Annotated in this window: 10 protein-coding genes, 1 tRNA gene and 1 pseudogene; 10 read left to right on the forward strand and 2 right to left on the reverse strand. The window is 73.0% G+C overall.

The window, feature by feature from the left end:
• The first annotated feature begins 8 nt into the window (after nucleotides 1-8).
• Entirely contained in the window at nucleotides 9-1,886 is a 1,878-nt protein-coding gene (locus IPK37_12595; GenBank protein QQR99816.1) for an ABC-F family ATP-binding cassette domain-containing protein, read from the forward strand.
• Between the two features lie 43 nt (nucleotides 1,887-1,929).
• Here IPK37_12595 and IPK37_12600 read toward each other — a convergent pair whose 3' ends face one another.
• Entirely contained in the window at nucleotides 1,930-2,445 is a 516-nt protein-coding gene (locus IPK37_12600; GenBank protein QQR99817.1) for a MarR family transcriptional regulator, read from the reverse strand.
• A 110-nt stretch (nucleotides 2,446-2,555) separates the two neighbouring features.
• Here IPK37_12600 and IPK37_12605 point away from each other — a divergent pair.
• The 4 genes and pseudogenes from IPK37_12605 to IPK37_12620 all read left to right on the forward strand — a co-directional run bounded on the left by IPK37_12605 (nucleotide 2,556) and on the right by IPK37_12620 (nucleotide 6,282).
• A pseudogene (locus IPK37_12605) lies at nucleotides 2,556-3,436 on the forward strand (methyltransferase domain-containing protein).
• Between the two features lie 100 nt (nucleotides 3,437-3,536).
• A tRNA-Gln gene (locus tag IPK37_12610) sits at nucleotides 3,537-3,615 on the forward strand.
• Nucleotides 3,616-3,838: 223 nt separating this feature from the next.
• Nucleotides 3,839-5,305, forward strand: coding sequence for a bifunctional UDP-N-acetylglucosamine diphosphorylase/glucosamine-1-phosphate N-acetyltransferase GlmU (glmU, locus tag IPK37_12615; protein ID QQR99818.1), 1,467 nt, complete (start codon nucleotides 3,839-3,841; stop codon nucleotides 5,303-5,305).
• Nucleotides 5,302-6,282, forward strand: a complete 981-nt coding sequence (locus IPK37_12620) for a ribose-phosphate diphosphokinase (protein ID QQR99819.1) — start codon at nucleotides 5,302-5,304, stop codon at nucleotides 6,280-6,282. The genes glmU and IPK37_12620 overlap by 4 nt, the downstream gene beginning before the upstream one ends.
• Before the next feature lie 90 nt (nucleotides 6,283-6,372).
• Here the strand turns inward: IPK37_12620 and IPK37_12625 are convergent, their stop codons facing one another.
• Nucleotides 6,373-8,136 carry a hypothetical protein gene (locus IPK37_12625; protein QQR99820.1) on the reverse strand — a complete coding sequence of 588 codons (1,764 nt, stop codon included), beginning with the start codon at nucleotides 8,134-8,136 and terminating at the stop codon, nucleotides 6,373-6,375.
• Nucleotides 8,137-8,659: 523 nt separating this feature from the next.
• Here IPK37_12625 and IPK37_12630 point away from each other — a divergent pair.
• The 5 genes from IPK37_12630 (at nucleotide 8,660) to ggt (ending at nucleotide 18,102) form a co-directional block, all read left to right on the forward strand.
• A complete protein-coding gene (locus IPK37_12630; GenBank protein QQR99821.1) occupies nucleotides 8,660-9,337 on the forward strand; it encodes a 50S ribosomal protein L25/general stress protein Ctc in 678 nt (225 codons plus the stop codon).
• A gap of 122 nt (nucleotides 9,338-9,459) precedes the next feature.
• Nucleotides 9,460-10,038: an aminoacyl-tRNA hydrolase gene (locus IPK37_12635; protein QQR99822.1), complete on the forward strand. Its 579-nt coding sequence runs from the start codon at nucleotides 9,460-9,462 to the stop codon at nucleotides 10,036-10,038.
• Between the two features lie 552 nt (nucleotides 10,039-10,590).
• The gene (locus IPK37_12640; protein QQS02852.1) at nucleotides 10,591-11,943 is read left to right on the forward strand and encodes a sugar transferase; all 1,353 of its coding nucleotides are present in this window, start codon (nucleotides 10,591-10,593) and stop codon (nucleotides 11,941-11,943) included.
• A 369-nt stretch (nucleotides 11,944-12,312) separates the two neighbouring features.
• On the forward strand, nucleotides 12,313-16,038 hold the full coding sequence (gene mfd, locus IPK37_12645) for a transcription-repair coupling factor (protein QQR99823.1): 3,726 nt from the start codon (nucleotides 12,313-12,315) through the stop codon (nucleotides 16,036-16,038).
• Nucleotides 16,039-16,212: 174 nt separating this feature from the next.
• Nucleotides 16,213-18,102: a gamma-glutamyltransferase gene (gene ggt, locus IPK37_12650; GenBank protein ID QQR99824.1), complete on the forward strand. Its 1,890-nt coding sequence runs from the start codon at nucleotides 16,213-16,215 to the stop codon at nucleotides 18,100-18,102.
• Nucleotides 18,103-18,224 lie beyond the last annotated feature (122 nt).

The raw sequence follows: 18,224 nt of genomic DNA on the forward strand, positions 1-18,224 counted from the left end.
AAGGACCCATGGCCAACCTCATCTCCGTCGAGAAGGCGGACTTGTCCCTCGGCACGACCCATCTGCTCGACGAGGTGTCTCTGGGCGTGCTCACCGGGGATCGGATCGGGGTCGTGGGCCGCAACGGCGGCGGCAAGTCCACCCTGCTCCGGGTACTCGCCGGGCGGCAGGACATCGACACCGGCCGGATCGCGCGTACGAGCGGGCTGACGCTGGGCATGCTCGGCCAGGTCGACGAGCTGGACCCCGAGGCGACGGTGCGCCAGGCCGTCCTGGGCAACCGCGCCGAACACGAGTGGGCTGCCGACCAGCGGATCCGCGCCGTGCTGGAGGGGCTGCTGGGTGGCGTCGACGGGTCCGGGCTGGGGGGTGCGACTGGGCTTGATGCGCTGGTCGGGCCGATGTCGGGCGGCGAGCGGCGCCGGGTCGCGCTCGCCGCGCTGCTGGTCGCCGACCCCGACGTGCTGCTGCTGGACGAGCCGACCAACCACCTCGACGTCGAGGGCGTGGCCTGGCTCGCGGCGTACCTCACCACCACCCGCACCCGACCCGACGCCGCGCTGGTCGTCGTCACGCACGACCGGTGGTTCCTCGACGCGGTGGCGACGCTGACATGGGAGGTGCTCGACGGACGGGTCGAGTCCTACGACGGGGGCTACGCTGCGTATGTGCTGTCCAAGGCCGAGCGCGCCCGCATCGCGGCGGTCACGGCCGAACGCCGGGACAACCTGCTGCGCAAGGAGCTGGCGTGGCTGCGCCGCGGCGCTCCCGCCCGAACCAGCAAGCCGAAGTTCCGCATCGAGGCCGCCAGCGCGTTGATCGCGGACGAGCCGCCGCCGCGCGACGAGGTCGCCCTCACGAGCTTCGCCACTCGCCGCCTCGGTAAGGACGTCATCGACCTGCTGGACGCGACGGTCCGGCTCGGGGCGCGGACCATCCTGGACCGGGTGACCTGGCGGCTGGCGCCCGGCGATCGGGTCGGCATCGTTGGCGTCAACGGGGCGGGGAAGTCGACGCTGCTGCGCGCCTTCCTGGGCGAGGTGCCGCTTGCTGCGGGCAAGCGCAAGGTGGGCACGACCGTCGCCACGGCGTACCTCTCCCAGGAGGTCGCCGAACTGGACCGCCTGGCCGACACGCGGGTCATCGACGCCATCACCGAGATCCGCAGCCACGTCGCGCTCGGCAAGGGCGAGATCAGCGCGAGCCAGCTGGCCCAGCGGCTCGGGTTCACGGGCTTGCGGCAGCAAGCACGGGTCGGCGAGCTGTCGGGCGGCGAGCGGCGCCGGCTGCAGTTCGTGCGGCTGATGATGACCGAGCCCAACGTGCTCGTGCTCGACGAGCCCACCAACGACCTCGACATCGAGACGCTGACCTCGATGGAGGACGTGCTCGACGGGTGGGCGGGGACGCTGCTCGTGGTGAGCCACGACCGGTACCTCCTGGAGCGCATGTGCGACCGCCAGGTCGCGCTGCTCGGGGACGGGCGGGTCCGGGACCTGCCGGGGGGCGTCGATCAGTACCTGGAGTTGCGCGCGATCACCCTCGCCGATGCCGCGCGCAGCGGCGCCGGCGCGGCTGGTGGTGCCGGCGGAGGGGGCGGTGCCGGTACGTCGGGCGGCGGGCCCGGCGGCGGTACGTCGGGTGCTGCCGGCGTCGCGACGTACACCCCGGCCCAGACCCGGGAGGCGCGCAAGGAGCTGAACCGGATCGACCGGCAGCTGACCAAGCTGGCCGCGGCGGAGGAGAAGCTGCACGCGCAGATGGTGGCGAAGGCGACCGATCACGCGGCGGTGCTGGCGCTCAACGACCAACTACGGGCGATCGTCGACGAGCGCGAGGAGCTGGAGCTGGCCTGGCTGGAGGCGGCGGAGATCGCCGAGCCGTGACTCGCCCCCGCGCCGCCCGGGACAGCCGGTGGATCGGCCCTGGTCAGTTCTCGAAGCGGATCATGAGCCGCGCGAGGAGGTCCGCGAGCTGGCTCCGCTCGGAGTCGTCGAGATTCTCGAGCAGCCCGCGTTCGCGCGCCAGCAGCGCCTTCAGGGCGTCCTCCGACAGGCGCCGGCCCGTCGCGGTCAGCCGCACCCGCACGCCGCGGCGGTCGTCGGGATCGGGGAGCCGCTCCACCAGTCCGCGGCGGGCCAGTCGATCGACGCGGTTGGTCATCGTCCCGCTCGTCGAGAGCGTCTGCTTGACGAGGTCACCGGGGGAGAGCTCGTACGGCGCCCCGGCGCGGCGCAGCGCTGAGATGACGTCGAACTCCCAGACCTCCAGGCCGTGCTCGGCGAACGCCGTACGGCGGGCAAGATCGAGGTGGCGCGCGAGGCGAGTCAGCCGGGAGAGGACCCGTAGTGGCTCGACATCGAGTCCGGGCACCTCGTGCTGCCAGGCCGCGACGATCAGGTCGACCTCGTCCCGAGTGTCTCTGCTCGTCGCCTGGGCCGCCATGTCCTCAAGGGTAACCACGGATCTCTTGACATCGAGGCGTCCCGTCTCCCACGATGCCGAGTATCTCGATATCAAGATAAACGCGTCCGCCGACCGAGAGGGGTCACCACATGCCGAGTTGGGATGCCGCGGAGTACGCCCGCCTCGCCAGCGAACGCGCCCGGCCCTTCGCGGACCTGCTCGCGCGCGTCCCCGCCGAGGCGCCGCGCCTGGTGGTCGACCTCGGCTGCGGGGACGGCGCCCGTACGTTGGAACTGGCCGCGCGGTGGCCGGACGCGCGCATCCTCGGCATCGACTCCTCCGCCGCCATGCTGGCCCGGGCCGCCGACCGCGATCCGACCGGCCGCGTGAGCCGGGTCGAGGCCGACCTGGCCGCCCCGTGGCCCGCGCGGCCGTGCGCGACGCCGCTCGCCACCGGGCGATCCCCGCAACATCCAGCCCCTCTGGCCCGGACGTCATCGTCGCCGCGGCCAGCCTGCAATGGGTGCCCGACCATGTGGCCGTGGCCCGGCGCTGGATCGAGGCCTTGGCGCCGGGCGGGTGGTTCGCCCTGCAGGTCCCCGGCAATCACGACGCCCCGAGTCACGCCCTCATGCGCCGTACCGCCGCAGCCCACCGGCGGGCGAGCGCGTTGCTCCCGCTGCTCCTCGGCCGCGAGTCGGTGCGCGATCCCGCGGCGTACGTCGAGGCGTTCTGGGCGCCCGGACGCCAGGTGGAGGCATGGGAGACGACGTACCTGCACCTCCTCGACCCCGACGGCGAGCGAGAGGACCCGGTGCTGGACTGGGTGACCGGCACGGGCCTGCGGCCTGTCCTCGACACCCTCACCGAGGCAGGGGAGCGCGAGGCCTTCCTCACGCCGTACCGGCAGGCGCTCCGCGCGACCTACCCGCGCACCCCCGCCGGCGTGCCGCTGCCCTTCCGCCGGGTGTTCTGCGTCGTTCGCGCCGCCGCCGAGCGGACCACTGACGCGCTGGCGACCATCGGTTGACGGCGGCGGACGGCCGGCCTGACGGCGGGGCCGTCCCGAACGCGGCCCAGGGCCGATTACCCTAGAGCCGAGCGCGGCGGCCGCACGGCCGCAGCGCCCTTCCCCGGTTGGTCTGCTGGTAGGGCCCGCCTGACTTTGAATCAGGATTAGCGACGTTGGTTCGATTCCAACCCGGGGAACCGCCACAACCGCGGGCCCACGGCGATTCGTGAGCGCCCGACAAGGTGAGGTCGCCCGCATGGCCGCCGGGGACTGGCCGTCGTGCGGCGGCGGTAACATATCCTCCGGTGCCGGCAAGCCCGGCCGGTCGCGGCAGCGTCGCCCGGCCCGCTTCCTCGACAGCGCCCAGCGCATTCGTCCGAAGCCATCCGCCGCCCCCGTCGCCGACCTCCGGAGCGCCTCGTGACCCGTCCCGCAGCCGTCATCATCCTCGCCGCGGGCGAGGGTACCCGGATGAAGTCGGCGATCCCCAAAGTCCTGCACGCGATCGGCGGTCGGTCGTTGCTCGGCCACGCCATCGAGGCCGCCCGCGGGCTGAACCCCGAGCACCTGGCGGTCGTCGTTCGCCACGAGCGGGACCGGGTCGCGGCGCACGTCGCGCAGGTCGCCCCGGACGCGGTCATCGCCGATCAGGACGAGGTCAAGGGCACCGGCCGGGCCGCCGAGTGCGGGCTCGACGCCCTGCCGACCGCGCTGTCAGGGACGGTGCTGGTGACGTACGGCGACGTGCCCCTCCTCGCCTCGGCGACCCTCGCCGCGATGGTCGCCGAGCACGAGGCCCACGCCTGCGCGGCCACCGTCATCACCGCGCACGTCCCCGACCCCACGGGTTACGGCCGGATCCTGCGCGACGCCGACGGCGCCGTGGCCGGGATCGTCGAGCAGAAGGACGCGACGCCGCAGCAGCGCGAGATCACCGAGATCAACTCGGGGATCTACGCGTTCGACGGCGCCCTGCTGCGCGACGCGCTCGCTCAGGTGGGCACCGACAACGCGCAGGGCGAGAAGTACCTCACCGACGTCCTCGGCATCGCCCGCGCCCGCGGCCTCGGGCTGCGCGCGCATCTGATCGACGACTTGTGGCAGACCGAGGGCGTCAACGACCGGGTCCAACTGGCCCGGCTGGGCGCCGAACTCAACCGCCGCGTCGTCGAGGGGCACATGCGCGCCGGGGTCACCGTCGTCGACCCGAACACCACCTGGATCGACACCGACGTCACGATCGGGCGCGACACCCTCATCCAGCCCAACTGCCAACTGCTGGGCGCCACGACCATCGGCGCCGAGGCCCGGATCGGCCCGGACTGCACGCTGGAGTCGTGCGAGGTCGGCGACGGCGCGGAGGTCCGCCGGGCGGAGGCCCACCACGCGGTGATCGGGACGGGCGCCACCGTTGGCCCGTACAGCTACCTGCGCCCCGGCACTGTGCTCGACGCCAAGGGCAAGATCGGCGGCTTCGTGGAGACGAAGAACGCCCACATCGGCGAGGGCGCGAAGCTGCCGCACCTGACCTACTGCGGAGACGCCGAGATCGGCGCGGGCGCCAACATCGGCGCTGGCACGATCTTCGCCAACTACGACGGGGTCGCCAAGCACCTGACGCAGATCGGGCGGCACTCCTTCGTGGGCAGCCAGAGCGTGCTGGTGGCGCCGGTCAGCGTGGCCGACGGCGCCTACGTCGCCGCCGGCTCCGTCGTCACCGATCCCGTCGAGCCGGGTCAGATCGCGGTCGCGCGCCAGCGACAACGCAACGTCGACGGGTGGGTGGCACGCCGCAGAGCCGGTACGCCGACCGCGGCGGCCGCCCAAACCGGGGATGCCGAGACCGGGGCCGGGACAGCCGGGGCCGGGGAGGAGAACGCGAAGTGACCAGCCTCAAGCGCACCACCGAGAAGAGCCTGATGATCCTCTCGGGGCGTGCGCATCCGGCGCTCGCCGACGAGGTGGCCACGTGCCTGGGCATCCACCCGGTGCCGACCACGGCGTACGAATTCGCCAACTCCGAGATCTACGTCCGCTTCGAGGAGTCCATCCGCGGCAGCGACGCGTTCCTCATCCAGAGCCACACGGCGCCGATCAACGAGTGGATCATGGAGCACCTCATCATGGTCGACGCCGCCAAGCGCGCGTCGGCCAAGCGGATCACGGTGGTCCTGCCGTTCTACGGCTACGCACGGCAGGACAAGAAGCACCGCGGCCGCGAGCCGATTTCGGCCCGGCTGATGGCGGACCTGTTCAAGGCGGCGGGCGCCGACCGGCTGATCTGCGTCGATCTGCACACGGCCCAGATCCAGGGATTCTTTGACGGCCCCGTGGACCACCTCCAGGCGCTGCCGATCCTGTCGGACTACGTGGCGGACCGGTACGGCGACGAGCAGCTCGCGGTCGTCTCCCCGGACGCGGGCCGCATCAAGGTGGCCGAGCAGTGGAGCAAGCGGCTCGGCGGTGCGCCGCTGGCGTTCATCCACAAGACCCGCGACATCACCCGGCCCAACCAGTCCGTCGCCAACCGGGTCGTCGGCGACGTCAGTGGGCGCACCTGCATCCTGGTCGACGACATGATCGACTCCGGCGGCACGATCACGCAGGCCGCCGACGCTTTGATGGCCTCCGGCGCGCGTGAGGTGGTGGTGGCCGCGACCCACGCGATCTTCTCCGACCCGGCCACGGAGCGGCTGCGGGACTCCTGCATCCGCGAGGTCATCGTCACGAACACCCTGCCCATCGACCCCGAGAAGCACTTCGCCAAGCTGCAGGTGCTCTCCATCGCCCCGCTGATCAGCCAGGCGATCCACGAGGTCTTCGAGGACGGCTCGGTCACGAGCCTGTTCGACACCCCGGCCTAAGGCGTACGGCGAAAGGTCCGGGGCGGGAGCCGAGGCCGGGGCGTATCCGGCGTGCGGCGGGGCCCGGCTTAAGGCTGCCGAGGAACCCGCTCAGGCGGGGGCATAGCCCGCGCTCGCGCGACGCCCACCCGGCATCGAGGTGGTCCAGTCCCGAGCGCCGCTGGAGTCGGCGGCCGTCGCGGCGTCGCTGGCATCCCCGCGGATCGTCGCGTAGGCCACGGGCGTCGTCTCCGGCTCCACCTGCTCGCCGAGCGAGGCGGTCGGATCGGCGGGCAGGTCGCGCAGCACCCGGCCCAACACCCGACCGAGCATGACGTCCAGCAGGTCCGGGTGTCGGGGGTCGAGTGGGAAGCGCTCGGTGTACCGATGCACACTCGCCCCCCGGGCCTGGAGCCGCGCCAGCGCGTCGGCGCCGCGCGCCGCCTCGAATCGGGCGGCGTGCCGCGCGTCGCCGTACAGGTCGATCGCCGCGCCCCGCGCGGTCGCCGCCTCGATGAGCGGCTGGGGGGTGGGGAGGGCGCGGTTGCGGCCGAGGCGCAGGATCATCGGGTACGGCAGGTGGGCGAACCACCAGGCGCCCAGCTCACCGGGCTGCTCCGGGTCGGTGGTCCACACGTCCTGGGCCACGGACACCACGCGGGTCACCGACACCCGGCCCGCGGCGGCCAGCGCCGTCCAGGCGCCCGCGCCGTGCCCGACGACCGTGGGGCGTGTCCCGGTGCGCGCGGCGAGCCACTCGACGGCGGCCACGTGCTCTGCGACGCTCGCCGGGGAGATGACGGGCGCATCAGCGCCGTCCACCGCACCCAGCACGCGCGCCTCGCCGGCCCCGGACCGGTCGAACCGCAACGTCGCGACGCCCTGGCGGGCCGCCGCGCGCGCGAGTCGGACCCAGCCGTCGCCGCCGGGTCCGCCGCGGTGGGCACCGTCGTCGGGAACGAGCAGGACGGCGTGGCGCGGAGTGGCCGCCGGCAACGTGAGGACGCCGGGGAGGCCGCCGACCTCGACGTACTCCTCCGTGCCGCCCCCGCCGAGCGCCGTCCGGACCCGCTGCGCCGGGATGGGGACCGGGGTGGGTCGACGCGCGGGCAACCCGAGCCAGTCCACCACGATGTCCCAGGCCTCGACCGGGATGACGGGTTCGGTGGCGGTCACGTCCAGGGCGTCGAGGTCGATCGCGTCCAGCCGGTCCGCGCCGATCCGGTCCGCGTAGTCCTCCACCGCCTCGTCGATGGGCGCCTCCTCGCGACTCACCAGGAGAATCCCGGTGTTCCGGGCGCTCATCGCGCGCGCGGCGGGGAGGCGGACCCAGGCGTCGTCGCCCGGCTGCGGGTCGACGAGGACGACAGAGCGGTACGGCGTGCGGCCGTCGGCGTCCGCACGCGGGCCTTGCGGATCGCCGAGGGCCATGGCGGCCAGGGCGGCGCCCAGGCCTGCCCCCACCAACGTGAGGTCCCCCTGACCCAGGGTGTGCCGGGCGTAGTGCGCCAGGGCGGCGACATCGGCCAGCCGGCGGGCCATCGGCGGCACGACGCCGTCGTCGCGTAGGGGGGCCGCGGACTCCCCGGTGCCCGACCAGTCCGCCCGGATCGTCACGCACCCTCGGCGCGCCAGCAGGTCCGCCAGATGCCGCATCGCGGGCCGCATCGTGGTCTCGGTGCGTCCGAAGGGACTGACCAGGATGGCCGCGCCGCGGCACTCGGGGCCGTAGGGCAGGTGCACGTGCGCCGCCAGCGCCCCATCGGGGGTGTCGATCCAGGTGGGGATCACCGTTCCGGGGGCGGGAAGACCGGGGTCGGGGGCCTGCTGGGTCGACGACGGCAGGACCGGAATTCGCCGGGCCGTAGCGGTCATCGAAGGTCCCCCTGTCGTCGCAGCCTCCCGGCAGAGTCCAGGCAGGCGAACGTTCAGGACATCCGTCCAGGCCGGCCGGAGTCAGAAGTCTATGCCATCTCGAAGAGCCCGCGGCGACCGTCCGGCGACGCCACGTCGTCTCTCCGGCAGCGTCTCCGCGGCCCCGTGCCGCGCCCTGGCAATGGTCGGGCGACGACCCCGGCGAGCACGGTTGAGGGGATCGACGTGGGCGACCGACGTCGGCGAATCACACCAGGTGGGCGGCATCGGCGGGGGTTCGGTGCGCGGCCGCCGGCGGTCCGGTCGGAGCGATTTCGAGCCTGATGGGGCCCGCGGTTAGAATGGCCCGAGCCTCGGCGAGGGACGCCGTACGGGCGAGTGCCCGCCTCGGAGTCCGTGATCGACGCGGGCCGGTCGTGGAGCCGGGCAGGTGACTGCCCCACCCGAGCCGGACGTCCGCGCGGCGTCCCGCGCCGAGGGCATCGCCACCGGGCCTTCGGGCCCCCGCCGTCAGGAGAATGCCATGGCCGACACCGTCAAGATCACCGCCGAGAAGCGCACCGAGTTCGGCAAGGGCGCCGCGCGCCGGATCCGTCGCGAGAGCAAGATCCCCGCCGTCCTCTACGGGCACGGCGCCGACCCGATCCACCTCACCCTCCCCGGGCACGACACGATGCTCGCGGTGAAGACCGCCAACGCGGTCCTCAACCTCGTCATCGACGGGAAGGACCAGCTGGCCCTCGTCAAGGATGTCCAGCGGGACATTCTCAAGCCCGTCATCGAGCACATCGACCTCGTGATCGTGCGCCGCGGCGAGAAGGTCGTGGTCGACGTCGCCGTGACCACCGTGGGCGAGGCGGCGATCGAGACCCTGGTCAACGTCGAGTCCCAGACCCTGCAGGTGCAGGCCGAGGCGACCCGCATCCCCACCGGGTTCGAGGTGTCCGTGGAGGGCCTGGCCGCCGGCACGCAGATTCTCGCCTCGCAGATCGAGCTGCCCTCCGGTGTCGAGCTGGTCACCGACCCGGAGACGCTGGTGGTCAACGTGACCCAGGCGATCTCGGCGGAGGCGCTGGAGGCCGAGCTGGCCGAGGCGGAGGCCGAGGCTGGCATCGAGAAGGAGGAGTCCGGCGACGAGGCTCCTGTGGCGGAGGCCGGCGAGGAGAAGCCCGCCGACGCCAAGGCCGACGACGAGGCCTGAGCTGCCCGCGGCGGCTCGCTCGTCGCCACCGCTCGCTACCGTCCGGAACCGGCCGGGGCGCCCCAGTGGGGGGCGCCCCGGCCGTTACGCTGAGGGCCGTGCCGCCCACGTCGCCTCCCGTCGTGCTCGACCCCGCCCTCGTCATCGGCTTGGGCAACCCGGGCGCGGAGTACGCCGGCAACCGGCACAACGTGGGCGCCATGGTGCTGGACGAGTTGGCAACCCGCTGCGGCGCGAGCCTGCGCCGCCACAAGGCCCGGGCCATGGTCGCCGATGCTCGGCTGGGCGTGCGAGCGGGCGGGGCCCCCGGCCCGCGCGTGATCCTCGCCCGGCCCACGACGTACATGAACGAATCCGGCGCCGCGACGGCGGCGCTCGCGTCGTTCTACGCGATCCCCGCCGGCGCCGTGGTGGTCGTTCACGATGAACTTGAGTTGTCGTTCGGGGAAATTCGCGTCAAGCGCGGCGGGGGCGAAGGCGGGCATAACGGACTTCGTTCGATTTCGTCCGCCCTGCGCACCAGGGACTACCTGCGGGTGCGCGTGGGAATTGGACGACCGCCCGGTCGGCAAACGCCGGCGGATTTCGTTCTTCGCGACTTCGGGGCCGCCGAGCGCAAAGAGCTGCCGTTCGTACTTTCGGACGCTGCGGATCAGGTCGAGGTTTGCTTGGCGGAAGGTGAGTCAAAGCCCGGGTTGTGACGGGGTGCGGTGTCGGCGCCCCGACGCGGTGACGGCACCCCACCTGCGCAGAGTCCGGCGTCGCTCCGGACCGGCGGCCCGACCCGGGCGTGCCATCCTGTGACACTCGAGGGATAGTTGTGAATGGCGCACGGCCATTCGTCTAGCGCCGCAGGGGTGCCCGCGCTATAGGCTGGGACCCGCGTCCCGGGGGGGACGCAGTGTTCCTTTCGGGCGAGGCAATGTCGGGGGCGCCGGGGGGCGCTCGGCAAGGACGCCGAGAGGCATGGCGGCGAAAGCCGACATCGGGGCCCGCGGTGCCGCGGGGGTGGCACGGGGAGCAATTGCAACTGGGAGGGTTGGCACGTGTCGATCCACGAACGCGATATCGCGCGCAGTCGCGACCGCGCGCGGCACCGCGCCGATCGGCGCCGGCCCGCACTCGAACGTCTGGACGTACCGGTCAGCAGCACCGAAATCTTCGCGCCCAGCCTGGTGGCCTCGACGACGCGCGCCTCGACCCGCAACTCCTGGTCAGTCGCCTATCTGCGGCGGGTCGTCGTCCTGGACGCCGTGGTGGGCTTAATGTGCAGCGGCCTGGCCGCGGCGATTCGCTTCAGCGACGAGTTCGTGCCGGTGGAGTACTACGCGATCATCCCGTTGGTGGGTGTCGTGTGGGTGGCGGCGCTGGCGATGGCCAATGCCTACGAGCGGCGCTACCTCGGCGTCTCGACCGAGGAATACCGGGCGGTGGGACGGGCCGTCGTGGGGACGATGGCACTGATCGGGGTGACGTCCTTCCTGTTCACCCTGCAGCTGGCGCGCATCTACGTCCTCGCCCTCATGCCGCTGCTCCTCATCGGCGGGCTCGCCACGCGGCGGTACATGCGGCACTGGCTCGCGGTACGCCGCGAAAAGGGGCTGCTCATGCAACGCACCGTCATCGTGGGTCGGGCCGATGCCGCGGCGTCCCTAGTGCGCAGCATCAAGCACGAACCGCATCAGGGGCTGCTGCCGGTGGCCGTCTGCACCTCGGGCATGGACACGGATTGGGACGCGACCTCCTCCATCGAGGGCGTGCCGGTCATGGGGACCCCGCGCGACGCGATCTCCGCCGTCGACCTCTACGACGCCGAGGTCGTGGCCGTCGCGTCGCACCCGGACCTGGCGGGCAAGGCGCTCCGCCGGCTCGCTTGGGCGCTGGAGGAGCGCGCCGTGGAACTCATCGTGGCCCCCGGACTTCTCGACGTCGCCGGCCCGCGCATGACGATCCGGCCGTCGAACAACCTCTCGCTGCTGCACGTCGAGCGGCCCTCGCACGCCACCCGGTCGGTGTTCCTCAAGGACATCATGGACCGCAGCCTGGCGTTCCTGCTGCTGCTCGCGTTGTCGCCGCTCCTGCTGACGGTGGCCTTCCTGATTCGGGTCACCGATCCGGGTCCGGTGTTCTTCAAGCAGAAGCGGGTCGGGGTCCGCGGCGAGATCTTCTACATCTACAAGTTCCGCACGATGTGCGTTGACGCCGAGAAGCGGCTCGAGGCGCTCCGGGTCAAGAGCGAGGGCAACGGCGTCCTGTTCAAGATGAAGGACGACCCGAGGGTGACGAAGGTCGGCAAGTACCTGCGCCGCTACTCCATGGACGAGCTGCCCCAGCTCCTCAACGTGTTGTTCGGAGACATGTCGCTGGTCGGCCCGCGGCCGCCGCTGCCTGCCGAGGTCGAGCAGTACGAGCCCGACGCGCTGCGTCGATTGCATGTCCGCCCCGGCATGACCGGGTTGTGGCAGGTCTCCGGGCGCAGCGACCTGTCCTGGGAGGAGTCCTTGCGGCTCGACCTGCGCTATGTCGACAACTGGTCGCCGATCGTCGACCTGCACATCCTGTTCCGTACGTTCCGGGCGGTCACCCACAGCTCCGGCGCGTACTGACAGCGGCGGCCCTTGGGCTGTGGGCCCCGCCCGCGCTCCCCGGTCCTGATCGCGCCCCGCGGCCACCCACCGCGGGGCGCGATCCGCGTGCGCCACGGCACAGTCGCCGTACCAGGCCGGGGGGTGCCATGGGCGATTTCTGTCACCATGGTTGCGGGGTGCCCCGGCCCGGGGGGCGACGCGGGGTGACCAGGCGGGGTTCGGCGGCCCCGAGGCGCTCCGTGGGGCGGTTGGGGGCGGGAGGCTTGTCGCCCCTGTCCGAGGCGGCGTTTAGGCTGTCGCGGGGTGTCGGCGTACGGCGGTTGCCGGGCTCGCCCCCCAGGGCCTCGTGTCCCGAGGCCGCCCGACGTACGTGCCCCAAGGAGCCCCATGAGCCTGGTCCGTCTCGCGACGGCGCTGGCAGCTGACCCTTCGATCCGGCGCGCGCTCGCGGCCGCCGACGCCGGTGAGGCCCAAGTCGACATCGCCCTCGCGACGGGGGCGCGGCCGGTGTTCGTGGCCGCGCTGGCCGGGGCCGGTGGGTCGGGTGGGCCTGAGAGCGCCGAACACGACGACGGTACGCCGGGAGCGGCTGCCCCGGGGGCCCCGGCCGGGACGCCCCCGGCCGCTGGGGCGCCGATCCTGGTGGTGGCCGCCACGGGCCGCGAGGCCGAGGACATGGTCACCGCCCTGCGCGCGTTCCTGCCGGCCGAGGCGGTCGCGCACCTGCCGAGCTGGGAGACCCTGCCGCACGAGCGGCTCAGCCCCCGCAGCGACACCGTGGGGCGCCGCCTGGCCGTGCTGCGCCGCCTCGCGCACCCGGACCCGCATGACGCGGCGTACGGTCCCATCCGCGTCCTCGTCGTCCCCGTGCGTGCCCTGCTGCAGCCGTTGACCCGCGGCCTCGGGGAGCTCACCCCGGTGGCGCTGCACGCGGGCGACGAACGCGCCATGGAGGACGTGGTGGCGGCGCTGGTGGGCGCGGCGTACGTGCGCACCGACCTCGTCGAGCGTCGCGGCGAGTTCGCCGTCCGCGGCGGCATCCTCGACGTCTTCCCGCCCACCGAGGACCACCCGATCCGGGTGGAGTTCTTCGGCGACACGGTCGAGGAGATCCGGACCTTCCGGGTCGCCGACCAGCGCTCCCTGGACCTCGCCGCGCACGGCCTGTGGGCGCCGCCGTGCCGCGAGATCCTGCTGACGGACCAGGTCCGCACGCGGGCGGCGGAACTGGTCGACGAGCTGCCGGGGGTGGCCGACCTGCTCGGCAAGATCGCCGCCGGCATCGCGGTCGAGGGCATGGAGTCGCTCGCGCCGGTGCTCGTCGACGGGATGGAGTCGCTGCTCGATGTGCTGCCCCGGGGCTCCCGGGTGTTGGTGAGCGACCCCGAGCGGGTCCGCGCGCGGGCCCACGACCTGGTCGCCACCAGCGATGAGTTCCTGGAGGCGAGTTGGTCGGGGGCGGCCGCCGGCGCCGCCGTACCGATCGATCTGCAGGCCGTCCTCGGCGAGGGTTCCTTCTGGACGGTCGCGCGGGCCCGTGAGCACGCGCTCGGGCGCGGCCTGCCGTGGTGGACCATGACGCCGTTCGCCGCCGACGAGAGCCTGGCCGGGTTCGCGGGGCGGCTCAGCGATGCCGGCGACGACGCGCTCGCGGTCACCGTCGACAGCCACGACATGGAGGGGCTGCGCGGCGACGGCGAGGCGATCCGTGCCGCGCTGCGGCGCTGGGCGATCGACGAGGGGCGCCGGGTCGCGGTCGTGACGGAGGGTACCGGCCTCGGCAAACGGCTCGCCGAGGTGCTCGCCGAGCAGGGCATTCCGGGGCAACTGGAGCCCGACGGGCTCGGCCCGGGCTTCCTCGCCGAGTCGGGAATCGTGCACGTCACGACCGGCTGTCTGCCGCGGGGGTTCACCGCGCCGGCCGCGAACCTCGTGGTCGTCACCGAGACAGACCTGGTGGGGCAGGGCGGCGCCGGCGGCGCCGGGTCGACCCGGGACATGCGCAAGATGCCGTCCAGGCGGCGCAACCAGGTCGACCCGCTGCAGCTGCGGCCGGGGGACTTCGTGGTGCACGAGCAGCACGGCGTGGGCCGGTTCGTGGAGATGACCCAGCGCACCGTCCAGGGGGCGACCCGCGAATATCTGGTGCTGGAGTACGCCGCCTCCAAGCGGGGCCAGCCCGGCGACCGGCTCTTCGTGCCCACGGACCAGCTGGACCAGGTGACGCGGTACGTCGGCGGCGAGGCGCCCACCCTCAACAAGCTGGGCGGCTCGGACTGGGCGAAGACCAAGTCCCGCGCGAAGCGGCACGTCAAGCAGATCGCGGGCGAGCTGATCCGGCTCTACTCGGCGCGGATGGCCACCCGTGGCCACGCGTTTGCGGCCGACTCGCCCTGGCAGCGGGAGCTGGAGGACGCCTTCGCCTACGTCGAGACCCCGGACCAGCTCTCCTCCATCGACGAGGTCAAGGCCGACATGGAGAAGGAGGTCCCGATGGACCGCCTGATCTGTGGCGACGTGGGTTACGGCAAGACTGAAATCGCCGTGCGGGCCGCGTTCAAGGCGATCCAGGACGGCAAGCAGGTCGCCGTGCTGGTCCCGACGACGCTGCTCGTCCAGCAGCACCAGGTGACCTTCTCCGAGCGCTACGCGCAGTTCCCGGTGCGGGTGAAGGCGCTGTCCCGGTTCCAGAGCGACGCCGAGGTCAAGGAGGTCATCGAGGGGTTGCGCGACGGCACGGTGGACCTGGTCATCGGAACGCACCGGCTCCTGTCGCCGGAGGTGAAGTTCAAGGACCTCGGCCTGGTGGTCATCGACGAGGAACAACGCTTCGGCGTCGAGCACAAGGAGCAGCTCAAGGCGCTGCGCACCAACGTCGACGTCCTGGCCATGAGCGCCACCCCGATCCCACGCACCCTGGAGATGGCGGTCACCGGCATCCGCGAGATGTCGACGCTGGCCACCCCGCCGGAGGAGCGGCACCCGGTGCTGACGTTCGTGGGCGCGTACGACGAGAAGCAGGTCGTGGCCGCCATCCGCCGCGAGCTGCTGCGCGAGGGCCAGGTGTTCTTCGTGCACAACCGGGTGCAGTCGATCGAGAAGACCGCGGCGCGGCTGCGGGAGCTGGTGCCGGAGGCGCGGATCGCGACCGCGCACGGACAGATGGGGGAGTCCCGGCTGGAGCAGGTCGTCGTCGACTTCTGGGAGCGCCGGGCGGACGTGCTCGTCTGTACGACGATCGTGGAGACCGGCCTGGACGTCTCCAACGCCAACACCTTGATCGTCGACCGGGCCGACGTGTTGGGCCTCTCCCAGCTGCACCAGCTGCGCGGCCGGGTCGGGCGCGGCCGGGAGCGGGCCTACGCCTACTTCCTCTACCCGGCCGGCCAGCCGCTGACCGAGACCGCGCACGACCGGCTCGCGACGATCGCCTCGCACACCGACCTCGGCGCGGGCATGGCCGTGGCCATGAAGGACCTGGAGATCCGCGGCGCCGGCAACCTGCTCGGCGGCGAGCAGTCGGGGCACATCGCGGGCGTCGGCTTCGACCTGTACGTGCGCCTCGTCGGGGAGGCGGTCGCCGACTTCCGGGATCCGGACCGGGTGGAGGCACCGGTCGAGATCAAGATCGAGCTGCCCGTCGACGCGCACCTGCCGCACGAGTACGTGCCCGGGGAGCGGCTGCGCCTGGAGGCGTACAAGAAGCTCGCGCAGGTCGCCGACGAGGCCGAGCTGGACGAGATCGTGGCCGAGCTCGTGGACCGGTACGGCGCGCTGCCGCCCGCGGCCGAGAACCTCGTCGAGGTGGCGCGGCTGCGGACGGTGGCCCGGGCGGCCGGCGTGGCCGACATCGGCGTACAGGGCAACTTCGTGCGGTTCGGCCCGGTCGAGCTGCCCGAGAGCCGGCTGATGCGCCTGCAGCGGGTCTACAAGGGCACGGTGGTCAAGCCGGCGCTCCGGCAGATCCTGGTGCCCGCCCCGAAGACCGCACCGGTCGGGGGGCGCCCGTTGCGGGATAAGGCCGTGCTGGACTGGGCCGCGGAGCTCATCCGGGCGATCATGCTGGCCGAGCTGACGCGCACGGGGGCGCCGGCGGACGCCGTACGTCGGTAGCCGGCCGGCACCCGGGCGCTTTCGCTGGGGAGTTGCCCCCGCGCGTACCCGGATTCGCCCGCTATGCCCCTTCCGCCGGCCCGGCGGGGCTGGCAAGGTGAGGGGCGCACGTCGCCAGCCAACGCCGGGTGGTCGCCGCGAGGCGCGGGCCCGGCCCGGGCCCGAGGAGGGCGGATGACCGCCGCACGCCGACGCAGGACCGTTCTGAGCATCGCCGCCGCTGTCGCGACTCTTGGGGGCGCGGGCGCCCTGGCGGCCCCGGCGGTCGCGAACCCGCCGGCGCGGCATGCGTCAGCGGCGTCCGCTCCAGTCGCGACGGCCCCGGCGACGGCGCCCGCGCTGGTGCCGCCCAAGACGCCGACGGCCGTGGGCACCGGCGGGGCCGTGACGACGGTCGACAACTACGCGACCGCCATCGGCCTGGAGGTGCTGCGGCAGGGCGGCAACGCGGTCGACGCCGCGGTGGCGACGGCGGCGGCGCTGGGCGTCACGGAGCCGTACAGCGCCGGCATCGGCGGGGGCGGCTACTTTATGTACTACGACGCCAAGACCAAGGCGCTACACACCCTCGACGGGCGCGAGACCGCGCCCCGGCGGATCACCCACGACGCGTTCGTCGACCCGGCGACCGGCAAGCCGTACCCGCTGATGCCGCAGCTGGCGACCAGCGGCGTCAGCGTCGGGGTGCCCGGCACGCCGGCCACCTGGGACGAGGCGCTGCGCCGCTGGGGCAGCCGCTCGCTGGCGCAGGCGTTGGAGCCGGCCGCCCGGCTCGCGCAGGAGGGGTTCGTCGTCGACGCGACGTTCCGTAGCCAGACCCTCGACAACAAGGCGCGGTTCGCCGCGTTCCCGGACACGGCCCGGCTCTTCCTCCCCGGCGGGGACGCCCCCCAGGTGGGGACCGTGTTCGCGAATCCCGACCTGGCGACGACATACCGGATGATCGGCGACAAGGGGGTGGCCCAGGGGTTCTACCGCGGCCCCCTGGCCGTGCAGATCGCCGACACGGTGCGCCAGCCCAAGAAGGCCGCCAACACGACGTTGCCGGTGCCGGCGGGGTCGATGACGCCGGCCGACCTTGCGACGTACAAGGTCGTGCCGGGCAAGCCGGTGACCTCGACGTACCGCGGGATGACCGTTCACGGCATGGACGGCTCATCCTCCGGCGGGACGTCGGTGGGCGAGGCCCTCGGCATCCTGGACACGGTCGACCTGCAGGGCATGAGCAAGCCGGCGGCGCAGCACTACTACCTGGCGGCGTCCGCGCTGGCGTTCGCGGACCGGGCGAAGTACTCCGGGGATCCGGCGTTCGTGGACGTCCCCGTGGCCGCGCTGCTCTCGCGGGGGTTCGCGGAGCAGCGCGCCTGCCAGATCGACCCGGCGAAGGCCCTGGTCACGCCCGCGAAGGCAGGCGACGTGGCCGCGCCGGGCGGGTGTCGGGCCGAGGCGGCGGTGGCACGGCCCGACACCGAGAACGTCTCGACGACGAACCTGACGGTCGCGGACTGGTGGGGCAACGTGGTCGAGTACACGCTGACGATCGAGCAGACCGGTGGCTCCGGCATGGTCGTCCCCGGGCGGGGTTTCCTGCTCAACAACGAGCTGACCGACTTCACCGCGGCGTACGACCCGGCCGACCCCAACCGCATCGAGCCGGGCAAGCGCCCCCGCTCGTCGATGTCGCCGACGATCATCACGAGGCAGGGCGAACCGTTCCTCGCGCTCGGCTCGCCCGGCGGGTCCACGATCATCACCACCGTGCTGCAGACCATCGTGAATCGGGTCGACCTGGGCATGACGACGCCCGAGGCGCTCGCCGCGCCCCGGGCCTCGCTGCGCAACACCGCCGCGGTGACGGCCGAGCCGGCCTACCTGGCGGCGCACGGGGCGGCCCTGACCGCGCTGGGCTACCGGCTCAACCCTGCCGGAGATGCCCTGACCAGCGCCGCCGAGATCGGGGCGGCCACGGCGATCGAGGTCGGGGGCGGCGGGAGCCTGACGGCGGTCGCCGAGCCGGTACGTCGTGGCGGCGGGTCGGCCGGGGTGGTCAACCCGGTGAAGTAGTCGGGGCGGCGCCCCGTTCTCCCGACTGGCGCCCCATTTCCCACTGGCGCCCTAGTTCCCTGACGGTTCCCGACTGGCGCCCTATTTCCCCGACTGCCGCCCCTCTTCAAGCGGGGCGCCAG

Origin of the sequence: Austwickia sp., from assembly GCA_016699675.1 — a bacterium.
Lineage (GTDB): Bacteria > Actinomycetota > Actinomycetes > Actinomycetales > Dermatophilaceae > Austwickia.